A 13,788-nucleotide genomic window follows, 5' to 3' on the forward strand; every position below is an offset into this window, starting at 1 on the left:
CAAACAATAGATCGCTAGAAAATAATGCCGCCATAATGAGGAATATTGGGCGGATGATGGTTGAGATTCTCTTTTCTAATTTGCAGGGTTGATAAGATAAAGCCATTAACCCTGTTATCATGACCCGTAAAAATCTTATCGGACTACAGTTTCGTTGCAGTTTTATTTCAAGTTTAGCGAAAAGGTTGCATGAGTTGTCCGAAACGAATAACTTCGTAGAGTCCCTATCGATTTGGTTGTTTTGATTAAAATAAACATCTTGTAGATTTGCAATTTTCTGCTAATAAAAAAGGTTTTTGAAGATGGAACAAGAGAATCAAGAGAATGTAGCGAGTGTTGAGTGGATTGATATCGTTAATGAAAATAATGAAGTCATTGCTCAGGCTACGCGTCGGCAAATGCGTGCCCAATGTTTACGACACCGTGCGACTTATATTGTCGTTCACAACGGTATGGGAAAGATTTTGGTTCAACATCGTACAGTAACTAAAGATTTTTATCCGGGAAAGTTGGACGCGACCGCAGGTGGTGTTGTGATGGCGGGTGAAAATATGCTGGATTCTGCCCGGCGCGAAGCAGAAGAAGAGTTGGGTATTGCCGGTGTGCCTTTTGCAGAACATGGTAGTTTTTATTATGAAGCAGAGGATTGCCGTATTTGTGGCGCATTATTCAGTTGCATCAGTCATGGTCCGTTTGCTTTACAGGAAGCGGAAATTGATGATGTATGCTGGTTGACACCGGAGGAGATAACCGCTCGCTGTGATGAATTTACCCCTGATTCGCTGAAAGCACTTTCTCTGTGGCTGACACGTAATAACGATTTTGATGAAATTATTGTTTATAAAAAAAATGCGAATAGTCCAAAAAGAGTTATCTAAATTAATCTGAGTAAAAATTAATGAGGTTGTACGTTCTTATTGATGAAATGTTGGAGGATGGCTGGCGGCCATCCTCTAATACGACCGCACCGTTCTTTCGAGGTTTTGGGCAAACTGTTAATAACGTGCCGTAAAATATGTGCTTAGGAATGCGCTGATACCAATTTATCCAAGCCGGTTGTTTACGGAACTGGCTTGGTGTCAGACCAAATGACTGTTTGAAGGCCCGGCTGAATGATTCCGGGTTTTGAAAACCTGCGTCCAACGCAATATCGATGATTTTTTCTAGCGGATTGAATGCCAAACGGTAGGAAGCACGCTTTAATCGCATTAATTGGATATAGCGTCCTACCGGTATACCGCAGTAATTGGCAAACTGTCGGTGAAAGTGATAACGCGAAAAATTCGCTACCTCACTCAGTTGTTCCAATGTGAGCGGCTCATCCAAATGGCGCTCAATATATACCCTATGGATTTCAAGATGCATCGCGGCGGCAAGGGAGCGAAGCCCCGGGAGCATAGATAACTATGTGACCGGGGTGAGTGAGCGCAGCCAACAAAGAGGCAACTTGAAAGATGACGGGTATAATTAAATACCTGATTGAATCGTTTGACGTAGGCGTCAGTTTTATCATTGTGCATTGTATCCTCCAATTGAGAGCACTATGCCTGAGCATAAGAGACATTGCCTGACTGATATTATTGATTTTGGCATTAAGCCGATGTGGAAAATGTTATTTCAAATGAAACTCTAATCGTGTAAGGAAGAAAATAATAGCATATAGCAGGGAATGGTTAGGTTTGAATAATAGATAGCGTTTAGAGAAAAATTAGGTTTGAATAATGGTTAGTGTTTAGGAAATAGAATATTCGGGGAAAAAAGACTGTTTGTTGTTCTATTGTTGTGATTTAATGGGTTTGGTAGAAGTAGTGAAAGATATTGTATGGCCCAGATAATTTGGGTATTCGCTATGGAAAAGTATTTCTCGATATTGGAGTGCCTTAATAGGTATTGTCAGGAATTAGGATCATGTGGGACCAAATCATAGCTATCTGATTCAGCCGTGGATGAGGACCTTTTTATATAACGGTTATCCATTGGAGTTTAGAATCAGCATTCTAAGGTTAAGGGCTTACAATGTTCTTTTGGACAGGATCATGGAATGGTTATCACATTGTTTGGGGATCGCATGAGTCAAAATTAACGAGTTATAGAGGTTTAACATGGTATTTTCATCAAGACAGAGTTGGCATTATTTAGATCTCAAAATTAAAGAATTACATGAGATATCATCCAGGCTTAATTTTAGATATCTTTCTGATGTTAGAAGCGGAAGTCGTTTCCTTTTTGAAATAAATGAACTCATCAGAACGGTTAATCATGAGATAGGTACAAATTGCTTATCTGTTGATGGTGGTATTGCAATCCTGCAAGATGAAATAGATAACCTAAAGAGACAGGAATTTGACCTGTTAATGAATGATAGCCAGATATATATGATTGTTCAAAAAGAAAAAAAAGAAGAAGAGGATGAAACAATCAATTTAACTTTGAAAGGAATTGGTTTTGTTAGCGGTGGTTCTCAAATCTTTGCTGGTCTTGGCGTGTGTGTGGCCTCTCTTGGCGCAGCTTGTGCCGGTTTTGGTGTACCTCTACTGATACAGGGAGGAAATAATGTTTATGAGAATGGGTATTACCTGTTATTAAGGAAAGAGGTTTCAGGTCCGGTAAGGGATGTTTATCGTGATGCAGCTAAAACGCTTGGTTATAGTGGAGCTGATGGTGATAGAGTTTACGGCTATGTAGATCTGGCGTTGTCTGGGTACGGAATGGCAAGATCTATTGTGAGGCCCGGAACGTTTCGTTTATTTCGGTATATAAAAACTGATTACATCAGAGGGTGGCAGGAGATGGGGAAAATACCTTTGCTTGCTGAGATTACTGGTGATCTTGTGACTAGTTTTGGTATTTATTCGATTTCTAATGGTGAAAAAAATGAATAATGACGTGACGTTATCCTATTACAATGTCTTTTTTGTAATTATTTATTACGCAATGTCTATTTTCGTGTTTATTGTACTTTTTAAGTTTAGGGGGTACGTAAAAATTTATATTCAAGCGGTTGTTTTTACTGTTATTATTTTGGTTTTTACTGTTATCCAATATAATATTTTATTAAATGGCGGTGTTCTGATATATATATTCCCACATTATTTTAGTATTTACGATTATAGATCAATCCGGTTTGGTGCTTTGTTTTTCTTTATTGTATATTGCTGTCTGATGCCTGTGAGCAAATTTTATCGTGAGGAAAGAGAAAAGCAAAGTGGAAATAATGGTGAAAAAAATGAATGATGATGTGACGTTATCCTATTACAATGTCTTTTTTGTAATTATTTATTACGCAACTTCTATTTTCATGTTTATTATACTTCTTAAGCTAAGGGGGTATTTAAAGACCCATATCCGAGAGGTGATTTTTTCTATTTTTCTTTTGATTGTTAATGCTGTTCAATATAATATTTTGGCAAATGGTGGTATTCTGATATATATATTCCCACATTATTTTAGTATTTATGATTATAGATCAATCCGGTTTGGTGCTTTGTTTTTTCTGATTGCATATTGTTTTCTAATGCCTGTGAGTAAATCTTATAGTGAGGAGGAAGAAAAGCAAAGCGGAAATAATGGTAAAAAAAATGAATGATGATGTGACGTTATCCTATTATAATGTCTTTTTTGTAATTATTTATTACGCAATTATCTATTTTCGTGCTTATTGTACTTTTTAAGTTGATGGAATATGTAAGGGGTTATATTCGAACGGTGCTTTTTACTGTTATTTTTTGTGGTTGTTAATACTGTTCAGCATAATATTGCTGTAAATGGTGGTGTACTGGTATATATATTTCCACATTATTTTAGTATTTATGATTATAGATCAATCCGGTTTGGTGCTTTGTTTTTTGCAATTGCATATTCTTGTCTTCTTACTATGGGTAAACCTTATAGTGAAGAAAAAGAAAAAGAAAAAGAAAAAGAAAAAGAAAAGAATTGATATTTATTTAATGGATTATAGAGTGAAGTTTATCTATACCTTATGGATTTCAAGATGCATCGCGACGGCAAGGGAGTGAATCCCCGGGAGCATAGATAACTATGTGACTGGGGTGAACGAGTGCAGCCAACAAAGAGGCAGCTTGAAAGATGACGGGTATAAATACCTCCCGTTTGGGAGGTGGTATCTTATTGGAAGTTAATATACCGTATCTTCCCATATACTATAACCGCCGGTCCCTGCGATAATATGGTTCCACGTTATACTTTTATATATTAACGATAGAGTTTCTTGAGGTTGCTGGTCATTATTTTCTAAAGAGTTAGGATGGAGTACACTGTATTCCAATATTTGAGCTCCGATTAGCTTTAAATTAAAATATAATTCTAATCCTCCATTTAAACTTGTCCGATAATGGTTAATAAAACAATCCATTACTTCATTATTGGAAATTGCAACACCTAACAGAGGCGTTGATTTATCAATGGGTTTTCTAATTATCACCGGTTGATGTTTAACGTTTTTCTTACGTAACATTGAGTGGCTCAAACCGTAAACTAGAATTTCATCTTGATGGTTAACTTGGCATTTATTACCAATCGAGTCAATTGATGAACAACCCGCAGAGATTAGTCCCTGATTTTTCCCTTTTATTGTCAGATAGATTAAGTCAGCCAAAATATATGTACTCCTATGTCATTGGTATGAATGATGTAGATAAGAAAGTAGTTTGGTTGTCAGACTCGTCTCTTTTTCTTCTAACTTTCGCCATGCTGCCAAGAAGGTAAAACATAAGTATGCTTGCCTGTTTGGAGAGCATTTTGAAATATCCTAAGTTAGTATCAAAGAGGAGAATGCTAATCAAGGCTCTTTCCATTCCTCAAAAATAGCGAAATTTGATTAAAAGTCAATCTTTTTGGTTGGTTTTAAAGCAATTGTTTATTGGCGATATCGGTATTATTAACACGACATTCAGTAATACAGATTTTGACTTTGAGAGATTCTGTTGGGAATTATTGTTGGTTGATTTTATTAATAGACAGGAAGAATGCAGCGTTATTCTTGGAAGATAAAGTTTGTTGTAAGCATTCTGTAAGTCAATAAATTCATTTTGCAAACGGCAATATATGGCTGCTTTATAATGATTCATCAGGACTAATAACTGCACTATAGGCGAGTGTTTAATTAATATGTATGTATATTCAGAGTAAACGGTAACTAAAAAGTGTAGGAGCGGATTGCTCGCTAGACGCTGATAGGTTGTTGTCTACAACCAACAAAATGTTGGTAGTCTCCAAATATAGCTCTATACTTAGAGCTGAATTTGGAACTATATATGGCAGTGTAAAGTGGAGGTATTCTATATGTTACAGAAGGTTATGTGTGGTTACACCATACCGATAAGCAAGTTCAAATCCAATCCTGGCGCTGCCTTGGCGGAAGCACAAGGAGATGCTATTGCTGTTTCATCAAACAATCAGATCCAGTTCTATGCTGTACCTGCACATATGTATGAAGAGATTATTAATTTTGTTGAGTTTGCTCAACGAGGGACAACTGAGTTAAAAAACATTCCAGCTAATTTTACTGGTGAAGGTTTGGATATGAATCAGATTGCTACTGAGATGGCAACGAAACTCAAACACGGCTCCACTGGAGACTACGAAGAATGGTCATAAAAAGCATACAAATTTCTTCAAAGAGGGGGCAAGGCAAGCCATTAGTGATTTGCGAGTTTGATGAACAAGGAGTACTTTCAGCTACCGGCAATTTTCACCTTAATGAAAGTGAGATGAAAAAAGTTGCAGATAAAATGGCGGAGTCGCTGATCAAGAAAAAGGGAAATTAACGGTGGTAAGAATATTTACATACAGTAATTTGAAAGATGCTTTGGGTGAACAGAAAACCAAAGCCTTGGTTGATGACTTCAAAGCCTACAAAGAAGGAAAAGGTTTGCCCATTACCTTTGGTCGGGATGTTCCCTATAAGTTCACGAATAACCGTTCTTACCTTGAGTTGCAACACTTGCATTACAGAGAAAGTGGTTTTTCACTCAAGTTGGTGCAATTTAGACGAACGAGCGGTTATGTTCTAGTTTACTGTTTTGGGTTCTTTGACCAAAATACCTATTTGTTAATTGCGATTATTAAGCACTGGAATCACAATGAACCTAATGACATAGTGGGAACTGATAGAGACATTGAGTTAATGGACGAGCTTGAAAAGATTGCCGAGCGCTTTAGGGAAAGATTTTAATTTTGTTGATCTTCAATCTTTATATGAATTTATTGTTGATTGATTTTACTGATATACCTAATGGAAGCAATGTTGTTCTTGGTTGTGAAATATTAAGAGTGATACGAGAACAAAACCCTCGGGCAGAATATTCTGTCCCGGATAATTTAGTGATTTAAACGAAGTTGTATTTTATCGTTATATTGAAGCGTTTTATACCCAATGGATTTCAAGATGGATCGCGACGGCAAGGGGGAGAATCCCCGGCAGCATAGATAACTATGTGACCGGGGTGAGTGTAGCCAACAAAGAGGCAACTTGAAAGATAACGGGTATATTTATTTTATTTCTGGCATCACACCAATAAACGATCTCTTTTTCCTTGGCTCAGATATCAGAGATTCAAGTTGTTCAACACATTTCAGATAATGAGGGGTTTGCTTGTGTGTGTTAGCCGCGTTTTCATCAACATAGGCTTCATAAATATAAAAGCGGGTAGGGATATTTTCATCCCGTAATACATCAAAACGTAAATTGCCTGCTTCTTTAATTGATCCCAGATGATTGAGGCGAAAAACTTCAATAAATTCGTCTAATTTGTCTTGCTTAACATTAATTTCAACCAAAGTTACGTGCATCTCGATTCTCCTTATTGTTTTTCACTTAAAAATAACTCGTAAGCTTTGCTGGCATTCTCATTCTGGTGTACGATTGCTTGAACCGCTTTTAACATGGCAACCGGTGCTTCGGATTGGAAAATATTACGTCCCATATCAACACCGGCAGCCCCTTGATCAATAGCCTGGTAACACATCTCCAGAGCTTCTTTTTCTGGTAACTTTTTACCACCGGCAATCACAATAGGAACCGGACATCCGCTGGCAATACGCTCAAAGCCAGTATCGACATAATAAGTTTTAATGATTTGTGCGCCCATCTCGGCCGCAATGCGCGTCGCCAGAGAAAAATAGCGCTGATCCCGAACCATATCTTTCCCAACGCCGGTGACTGCCATTGTTGGCATACCGTAACGCATTCCCTGATCGACTAATTTGATAATATTCTTAATTGATTGATGCTCATATTCAGAGCCGATATAGACCTGAGCGGCTACTGCACAGACATTCAGGCGCAAAGCATCTTCCATCGCAACCGCGACCGCCTCATTGGACAGCTCCGTCAGAATCGAGTTGGCACCGGAAGCCCGCAAGACCACGGGTTTGTTGGTCGCGGGTGGAACCTGACTACGCAGAATACCGCGGGTACACATCAAGACATCGGTATGGGGAAACAGCGGAGCAATATTGATATCGATGCGTTCAAGCCCGGTTGTTGGCCCCTGAAAATAACCGTGGTCGAAAGCCAACATCACCGTTCGATTGGTTTTGGGATTAAAAATGCGTGAAAGTCGTGATTGCATTCCCCAATCCAGCGCTCCGCAGCCTTTCAGTTCAAACAGGCTGTTCTTCTGCGGGATATCAATACCAAAATCTTTACCATCTTTAATATCATCTAAATCTGCCATTTTTTTTCTCCTAACTCACTTACATTGGTCCAGCAACCCTGCATGGTAGAGATTGCTGGACAGTCGTATTAGAAATCGTATTGATTGATATTGTCTTTGGTGAAAATGACCCGTTCAGGCAGAACAACAATACCGTTTCCTTTAGCTTCATAGCGGTAACCCTGAACGCGGTTTGGTACAACTTCAACCATGCCAATATCGGGAATATCTAGTTTATCACCGACATTTAAATCACCTTTCTTGAGTAATTCATTGGCGACATGGATTGAAATTTTGCCTTGATTAACCACATCCCATAGCCCGAATTGCTTGACGGTTCCGCGTTCAACATAAGGGCGCATGACATTGGGGGTGCTGAAACCCACGATTGCAACATCTTGTCGTTTCAGATTTTCTGCTGCTTGTGCCGCGGCTGGCAGGGCATTGGCATCCGGGGCAATAATGGCGTCCAGATCACTCCAGGCTTTTAAGATCCCTTCTGCGGTTTGTAAGGATTTGGTTGCATCGTTATAACCAAACTGGGTGGTAACAATCTCCCAACCTGGATGTTCCGCGGCAATTTTATCTTTAGCTTCTTTTACCCATTGGTTCTGGTCAGTGACCGTTGGGCTGGAGTAGAAAAACGCGACCTTGGCTTGCTTTTTTTGCACCTGATTGGCAGCCATATCCACCAGCATTCCGCCCAGTTGGTTTGGTGTTCCTTGGTTAATATAAATTGAACGGCATTCCGGTGAAGTGTCTGAATCCCAAGTCAGGATTTTCACTCCCCGTTGCATGGCGCGTTTCAACGCGGGGCACAGGCCATCCGGTGAAACCGCAGAGACCACAATAGCGTTATAGCCTTGGTTCACAAAGTTGTTGATAAGCTGAACTTGCCCGGCAACACTGGGTTCAGTTGGCCCATCATAGGTCACATTGACACCCAAGGCTTTCCCGGCGGCTACCGCACCTTGGCCGCCACTGGTAAAAAAGCCGACACCGACCAGTTTAGGGATGAAAGCGATTCTTTCGGCGGCGTGTACCCAAGAGGCGCAAGCCAGACTTAACAGGCTAATTAGAGCCAGTTTTTTCAGGATTAGGGTTTTCATTACTCTCTCCATATTGTTGGGTTTCAGAGGGACTGTAATGTCATAAAATTCAATCTGTAGGTTTATGAAGACAATCTCTGATTTCGCCATCGTTGTATCCAGTCACGGATTTGGTGGTGGTGCAAGCTGATGGAACGTCCTACCACGGCAATAATTAACAGGGCACCGGCAAGGGCACTGGATACCTGACTGGGGACGCCGGCCATTTGTAACCCCTGTTGTAAATAACCAATTAATAATATAGCCAGCGCGGTACCGATAATTGAACCTGAACCCCCGTAAATATTGGCTCCGCCCAATACTACCGCGGTGATGGCTGGCATCAGAAATGACGCGCCAAGGTCGGAGCGCGCTGATCCAAAATAAGAAACTAATACAATGGCGGCAATAGCAGAAGCTATGCCGGTCAGGGAATAGAGAAGATATAGGGTTCGGGCAACAGGAATTGCCGCGTAACGGGCAACTTTACTGCTTTGTCCAATCAGAAAAATATTGCGTCCACTGTGGGTACGATGCATGAACAGCCAGCAAATAAGGACACAGAGTAGAAATAGCATCAATGGCATCGGTAGGCCAAACAAAGTCAAATTGGCAAAATCAGTCAATGCGGGTGGAAAGCCACCAATACCTTCGTAACCGGTTGCACCGGAGATGCCGGAAAGCAGCAGGGCACTGCCACCGAACAGATATAAGGTACCGAGTGTGATAACCAGTGGGTTAATGCCGGTATATAAAATGAGTGCCGCATTGATTATTCCACATATTGCACCGACCAGTAGTGTCAAAGGAATAGCGGCGGCCATTGGAATACCGGCCTGATTCATTACTCCGAGTGATATCGCGCACAGACCAATGGTTGAGCCAAATGAAATATCGATACCCCCACTGACAATAACCATAGTCAGTGGCAAGGCCACAATCCCGATACAGATAAAATCACTGGTACTCAGCAACAATATATTGATATCCAGCATGCGCGGGTTTGCTATGCCAAACAGCAGTATTTCAATAATCAGTAATGCGGCTAAGGCCAATTCCCAGCCATAACGTTGACCGATATTCATTATGTCACCTGATTACTTTTGTCATTTTTGAGGAAACGGGCATATTTTTGTTGGCGGATATTTTTTTCGATGGCACAACGAAGGCGTCCATCAAAAATCAACACCGCCAGCAGAACAAATCCGGCAATAAAATCGTTCCACCAGGCAGGGAGTTTTAGCAGTACTAATCCGCTGTTTATCTGCGTCAGGAAAAATGCGCCTAAAATAGCGCCGATCACTGTACCGGTGCCGCCAAGCAGACTGACGCCGCCTAGCACACAAGCGGCGATAGCTCTCATTTCCAGCCCACTGCCGGTCTGATTTGGGATAAAACCAATTTGGGAAGCAAAAACAATTCCGGCCAGTGCTGCCATGACACCATTCACGGAGAAGGCGATAATTTGAATGCTATCTGTACGAACGCCCAGTTGACGAGCACCTTGCAGGTTGTCTCCTGTGGCGTAAAAGCTTCGGCCAAATGGGGTTTTTGCTAGTATCCACGCCATTGCTAATATCAGGATCATTAACAGCCAACCGATAGGTGAGATATTGAGCCATAAAGGTGCGGAAAGGCGCTTTAATTCGTTTGGTAAGCCTTCGATCCATTTACCGTCAGTAAGCAATAACATCAGCCCACGGTAAAGCCCCAACGTGCCGAGGGTGGTAACGATCGCGGGAATTTTCAACCAGGTGACCAGCGCACCATTGAAGAATCCGGCACACATGCCGAGCAGAAGAGTCAACAGGCAGGAAACGGACAGGCTAAAGCCGGCATTCAGTGACATTCCCATAATGACCGCGCATAAGCCAGCAATCGAGCCGACAGAGACATCAATATTGCGAGTCAGCATGACCAGTGTTGCCCCCATTGCAAGCAAGATAAGGATCTGCGCACTGCTAAAAACGAGGGTGACAGTTTGTAAGCTAAAGTACTGGTGGTCGATAACACTGAGTAAGCCAAACAGGCAGAGAATGGCAATCAATGCGGTAATTTCGCGGTTATTCTGGATAAGTTTCAACATGATGTCGCCTGTTGTGGTTTATGTTCGCCGAAAGCGATATGCATAATGGTGTCAACATCCATCTGTTGCTTAGTTAGCTCGCCATTGATTTCTCCCTGATGCATGACTAATACCCGATCAGCGATTCGAACCACTTCATCCAGATCCGATGAAATAAAAATAATGGCCACTTGCTGTTGGGCGATATGACGAATCAGTTGGTAAATATCATTGCGTGCCGCGACATCCACACCACGTGTAGGTTCATCAATAATCAGGACGGCGGGGTGAGCTTCCAGACATTTAGCAATCAGAATTTTTTGTTGATTACCACCGGACAGCGTTTTAATTGGTTGGTTGATATGGCTGAATTTGATATTTAGGATTTGGCAATAGCGTTCAAGTACCGCTGTATCATAGGCAGGGCGTATCCAGAATGTATTGCGGTTGTGGGTTAGTGAGCAGATATTCCAGCCGAGTGATGAATCCAGAAATAATCCTGATGACTGTCGATCTTCCGGCAAATAAACCAAACCTTGGGCCAGACGTTGAGCCGTTTTTAGCCCATTAACAGTATGTTGTTTTAACTTAATTTCGCCGGATACCGCAGGGCGCAGGCCATAAAGTGTTTCAGCCAGTTCTGTACGGCCAGCACCAACAACCCCGGCCAAACCAAGAATTTCACCCGGTTTCACTGAGAATGAGATATTGCTGAAACCCTCACCGCTTAGCTTGGTGACTGTCAGTATTGGTCGATCAGGTACTGTCTGGTGCTGGTTATTGCTAAGATCCAGACCCAATTTTGGGGTGCCATTTAATGGCTGATCTTTTGCGGCCGGTGTAATAGCCTGAATAATGTCATCCGTTGTGTAATCGCGGATTTTGCCACTTAAGGCAATAGTGCCGTCACGCATGACACTGACCTGATCTGCTAGTTGGTAAATTTCAGGGATTTTGTGGGAAATAAAAATGATGCCGACACCTTGCTGTTGTAGCTCACGGAGCTGGGCAAATAAGCGTTCGGTTTCTACTGGTGTTAGGGAGGCGGTAGGTTCATCAAGGATTAAGATTTTCGAATTACGCATCAGGCCACGCATAATTTCGACCAGTTGTTGATCGGCAACATTAAGGCTGCCAGCACTGACATGTAGATCTAATTGACAGCCAAGTAATGCCAGTAGCTGTTTCATTTTAGACTTATCTACCTGATGCTTTGGCAAACGAAACAGGATGTTTTCCTGTACAGACAAATTCGGAAATAACAGTGGTTCTTGTGGTATCAGATAAATACCGAATTGGTGGGCTTTAGTGGGATTAAGATGGCTAACATGATGACCGCTAATCTTGAGCGTGCCTTTATCCGGCTGTTCGAGACCAGCAATAATCTTCATCAGTGTTGATTTGCCCGCACCATTACCCCCTAACAGAGCCTGTATCTGCCCTGGAAACAGAGTAAAATCAATATGTTTCAGTACCATTACGCCGGAAAATTGCTTACTGATGCCACTGACTTCTAATAGCGGTGGTACTGCGGTGTTGTTATGTAACATCGCGGCATCCTCTTACATGCAGGTGCGGAGGCAAACAAAATGAACATTTATCTATTTAAAAAACAATTGTTCAACATGGTAGCTGTTAAATTATGAGATTGGCAATATTTAAATCACATTTTGTGAAAAATTTATATATTCATTGAATTGTGTTCAAATTTTTGCGGTAAAACTCTGGCGTGTTATACGTTTTAATGGTTATCTGTTGAGCGCGGATAAAAGAAAGTGGTTATGTCGATAAAATCAGTGAAAGAAAAATCAGCTAAAGAGAAAAATATAGACCCTATGGATTTCAAGATGCATCGCGACGGCAAGGGAACGAATCCCCGGGAGCATAGGGAACTATGTGACCGGGGTGAGAGAGTGCAGCCAACAAAGAGGCAACTTGAAAGATGACGGGTATATCGTCTGAGGACACCTATCCGGGTAATAGCATGAGTGAAGAAGAGCTGCTTGCGCGTATTGCATGGTTTTACTATCACGATGGCCTGACACAAGGTGACATCGGCGATTTGCTTGGTTTAAGCCGGTTAAAAGTTTCCAGATTACTGGAGAAAGGGCGGCAATCAGGCGTCATTCGGGTACAAATTAACTCTCGTTACGAGGGGTGTTTGGCACTGGAAGATACCCTGCAAAAACATTTCTCTTTGAAACAGGTACGCGTTTTGCCTGCGCTGGCAAATATGAATCTTAATGCCAGATTGGGGGTTGGCGCGGCACATTTGCTGATGGCATTGATTGAACCGCAGCAATTATTGGCTGTGGGATTTGGTGAAACTACCATGTGCACATTGCAACATTTAAGTGGTTTTATCTCATCACAACAAATTAGGCTAGTCACATTATCCGGTGGCGTCGGTCCTTACATGACCGGTATTGGTCAACTGGATGCAGCCTGTTCAATCAGTATTATCCCCGCCCCATTACGTGCTTCCACTGCTCAGGTTGCTGAAACATTTCGTCAGGAGAGCAGTGTCCGAGATGTTTTGCTAGCGGCTTGTGCGGCTGATATTGCTATCGTTGGTATTGGCGCAGTTAATCAGAAACAGCAGGCGACAATTATGCGTTCTGGCTATATCAGTGATGGTGAACAGCTAATGTTTGGTCGGAAAGGCGCTGTGGGCGATATCCTTGGCTATTTTATGCGCGTTGATGGTGAGCTGGTGGAGGATATGCAAATTCATCAGGAGCTGATTGGTATCTCCATGCCAGAACTGAAAACCATCCCGACAGTGATTGGCGTTGCGGGAGGGGAAGAGAAAGCGGAAGCCATTATTGCTGCGCTGAATGGTCAATATATCAATGGGCTGGTGACGGAAGAACAGACTGCCAGAGCGATGCTGGATTTGCTGCGCTGAACCCTGTATTTACTCTATCCGTGAAATAAGCAGAAAAAATTTGAGGTAAAG

At 41.7% G+C, this 13,788-nt stretch carries 17 protein-coding genes and 1 pseudogene; 10 read left to right on the top strand and 8 right to left on the bottom strand.

Translation table 11 applies throughout. The features are described 5' to 3' along the window. The first annotated feature begins 302 nt into the window (after positions 1–302). The gene (gene yfcD / locus LGZ98_RS21330; protein ID WP_113041771.1) at positions 303–878 is read left to right on the top strand and encodes an NUDIX hydrolase YfcD; all 576 of its coding nucleotides are present in this window, start codon (positions 303–305) and stop codon (positions 876–878) included. A 142-nt stretch (positions 879–1,020) separates the two neighbouring features. Here yfcD and LGZ98_RS21335 read toward each other — a convergent pair. Beyond that, positions 1,021–1,365, bottom strand: a pseudogene (locus tag LGZ98_RS21335) (helix-turn-helix domain-containing protein); the annotation flags it as partial. On the opposite strand from LGZ98_RS21335, the gene LGZ98_RS21340 reads away from it, so the two are divergent. The 5 genes from LGZ98_RS21340 to LGZ98_RS21360 all read left to right on the top strand — a co-directional run bounded on the left by LGZ98_RS21340 (position 1,310) and on the right by LGZ98_RS21360 (position 3,937). Continuing rightward, entirely contained in the window at positions 1,310–1,471 is a 162-nt protein-coding gene (locus tag LGZ98_RS21340; RefSeq protein WP_158536523.1) for a hypothetical protein, read from the top strand. The pseudogene LGZ98_RS21335 and the gene LGZ98_RS21340 sit on opposite strands and share 56 nt — an antisense overlap. Before the next feature lie 631 nt (positions 1,472–2,102). Then, positions 2,103–2,882, top strand: coding sequence for a DUF4225 domain-containing protein (locus LGZ98_RS21345; RefSeq protein ID WP_113041772.1), 780 nt, complete (start codon positions 2,103–2,105; stop codon positions 2,880–2,882). Then, positions 2,875–3,234 carry a hypothetical protein gene (locus LGZ98_RS21350; RefSeq protein WP_113041773.1) on the top strand — a complete coding sequence of 120 codons (360 nt, stop codon included), beginning with the start codon at positions 2,875–2,877 and terminating at the stop codon, positions 3,232–3,234. The genes LGZ98_RS21345 and LGZ98_RS21350 overlap by 8 nt, the downstream gene beginning before the upstream one ends. After that, positions 3,227–3,586, top strand: a complete 360-nt coding sequence (locus LGZ98_RS21355) for a hypothetical protein (RefSeq protein WP_113041774.1) — start codon at positions 3,227–3,229, stop codon at positions 3,584–3,586. The genes LGZ98_RS21350 and LGZ98_RS21355 overlap by 8 nt, the downstream gene beginning before the upstream one ends. 141 nt (positions 3,587–3,727) lie before the next feature. Then, positions 3,728–3,937 carry a hypothetical protein gene (locus tag LGZ98_RS21360; protein ID WP_262978555.1) on the top strand — a complete coding sequence of 70 codons (210 nt, stop codon included), beginning with the start codon at positions 3,728–3,730 and terminating at the stop codon, positions 3,935–3,937. Positions 3,938–4,135: 198 nt separating this feature from the next. On the opposite strand, the gene LGZ98_RS21365 is transcribed toward LGZ98_RS21360, so the two are convergent. Next, positions 4,136–4,615: an Hcp family type VI secretion system effector gene (locus LGZ98_RS21365; RefSeq protein ID WP_113041776.1), complete on the bottom strand. Its 480-nt coding sequence runs from the start codon at positions 4,613–4,615 to the stop codon at positions 4,136–4,138. A gap of 686 nt (positions 4,616–5,301) precedes the next feature. On the opposite strand from LGZ98_RS21365, the gene LGZ98_RS21370 reads away from it, so the two are divergent. The 3 genes from LGZ98_RS21370 to LGZ98_RS21380 are packed head-to-tail and all read left to right on the top strand — an operon-like array spanning position 5,302 to position 6,193. Continuing rightward, the gene (locus tag LGZ98_RS21370; protein ID WP_113041777.1) at positions 5,302–5,616 is read left to right on the top strand and encodes an antitoxin of toxin-antitoxin stability system; all 315 of its coding nucleotides are present in this window, start codon (positions 5,302–5,304) and stop codon (positions 5,614–5,616) included. Continuing rightward, complete coding sequence (locus LGZ98_RS21375; RefSeq protein ID WP_113041778.1) at positions 5,607–5,786, top strand: hypothetical protein; 180 nt, start codon at positions 5,607–5,609, stop codon at positions 5,784–5,786. Before LGZ98_RS21370 ends, LGZ98_RS21375 begins: the two co-directional genes overlap by 10 nt. Positions 5,787–5,788: 2 nt before the next feature. After that, positions 5,789–6,193 (top strand): type II toxin-antitoxin system YafO family toxin, encoded by a 405-nt coding sequence (locus LGZ98_RS21380; RefSeq protein WP_113041779.1) that lies wholly within the window; start codon positions 5,789–5,791, stop codon positions 6,191–6,193. Between the two features lie 317 nt (positions 6,194–6,510). Here LGZ98_RS21380 and lsrG read toward each other — a convergent pair whose 3' ends face one another. The 6 genes from lsrG to lsrA all read right to left on the bottom strand — a co-directional run bounded on the left by lsrG (position 6,511) and on the right by lsrA (position 12,379). Further along, the gene (gene lsrG, locus LGZ98_RS21385) at positions 6,511–6,810 is read right to left on the bottom strand and encodes a (4S)-4-hydroxy-5-phosphonooxypentane-2,3-dione isomerase (protein ID WP_165578497.1); all 300 of its coding nucleotides are present in this window, start codon (positions 6,808–6,810) and stop codon (positions 6,511–6,513) included. Positions 6,811–6,821: 11 nt separating this feature from the next. Further along, the gene (gene lsrF, locus LGZ98_RS21390; RefSeq protein WP_262978556.1) at positions 6,822–7,697 is read right to left on the bottom strand and encodes a 3-hydroxy-5-phosphonooxypentane-2,4-dione thiolase; all 876 of its coding nucleotides are present in this window, start codon (positions 7,695–7,697) and stop codon (positions 6,822–6,824) included. Between the two features lie 68 nt (positions 7,698–7,765). Continuing rightward, positions 7,766–8,785, bottom strand: a complete 1,020-nt coding sequence (gene lsrB / locus LGZ98_RS21395; protein ID WP_113025809.1) for an autoinducer 2 ABC transporter substrate-binding protein LsrB — start codon at positions 8,783–8,785, stop codon at positions 7,766–7,768. 62 nt (positions 8,786–8,847) lie between these two features. Further along, positions 8,848–9,849 carry an autoinducer 2 ABC transporter permease LsrD gene (lsrD, locus tag LGZ98_RS21400; RefSeq protein ID WP_262978557.1) on the bottom strand — a complete coding sequence of 334 codons (1,002 nt, stop codon included), beginning with the start codon at positions 9,847–9,849 and terminating at the stop codon, positions 8,848–8,850. Next, positions 9,849–10,850, bottom strand: coding sequence for an autoinducer 2 ABC transporter permease LsrC (lsrC, locus tag LGZ98_RS21405; protein WP_113041783.1), 1,002 nt, complete (start codon positions 10,848–10,850; stop codon positions 9,849–9,851). The genes lsrD and lsrC overlap by 1 nt, the downstream gene beginning before the upstream one ends. Continuing rightward, the gene (lsrA, locus tag LGZ98_RS21410) at positions 10,844–12,379 is read right to left on the bottom strand and encodes an autoinducer 2 ABC transporter ATP-binding protein LsrA (protein WP_113041784.1); all 1,536 of its coding nucleotides are present in this window, start codon (positions 12,377–12,379) and stop codon (positions 10,844–10,846) included. Before lsrA ends, lsrC begins: the two co-directional genes overlap by 7 nt. Positions 12,380–12,771: 392 nt before the next feature. On the opposite strand from lsrA, the gene lsrR reads away from it, so the two are divergent. Next, complete coding sequence (gene lsrR / locus LGZ98_RS21415; protein ID WP_113041785.1) at positions 12,772–13,737, top strand: transcriptional regulator LsrR; 966 nt, start codon at positions 12,772–12,774, stop codon at positions 13,735–13,737. Positions 13,738–13,788: the final 51 nt, after the last annotated feature.

The organism is Photorhabdus kayaii (genome assembly GCF_025384895.1).
Classification (GTDB): Bacteria; Pseudomonadota; Gammaproteobacteria; order Enterobacterales; family Enterobacteriaceae; genus Photorhabdus; species Photorhabdus kayaii.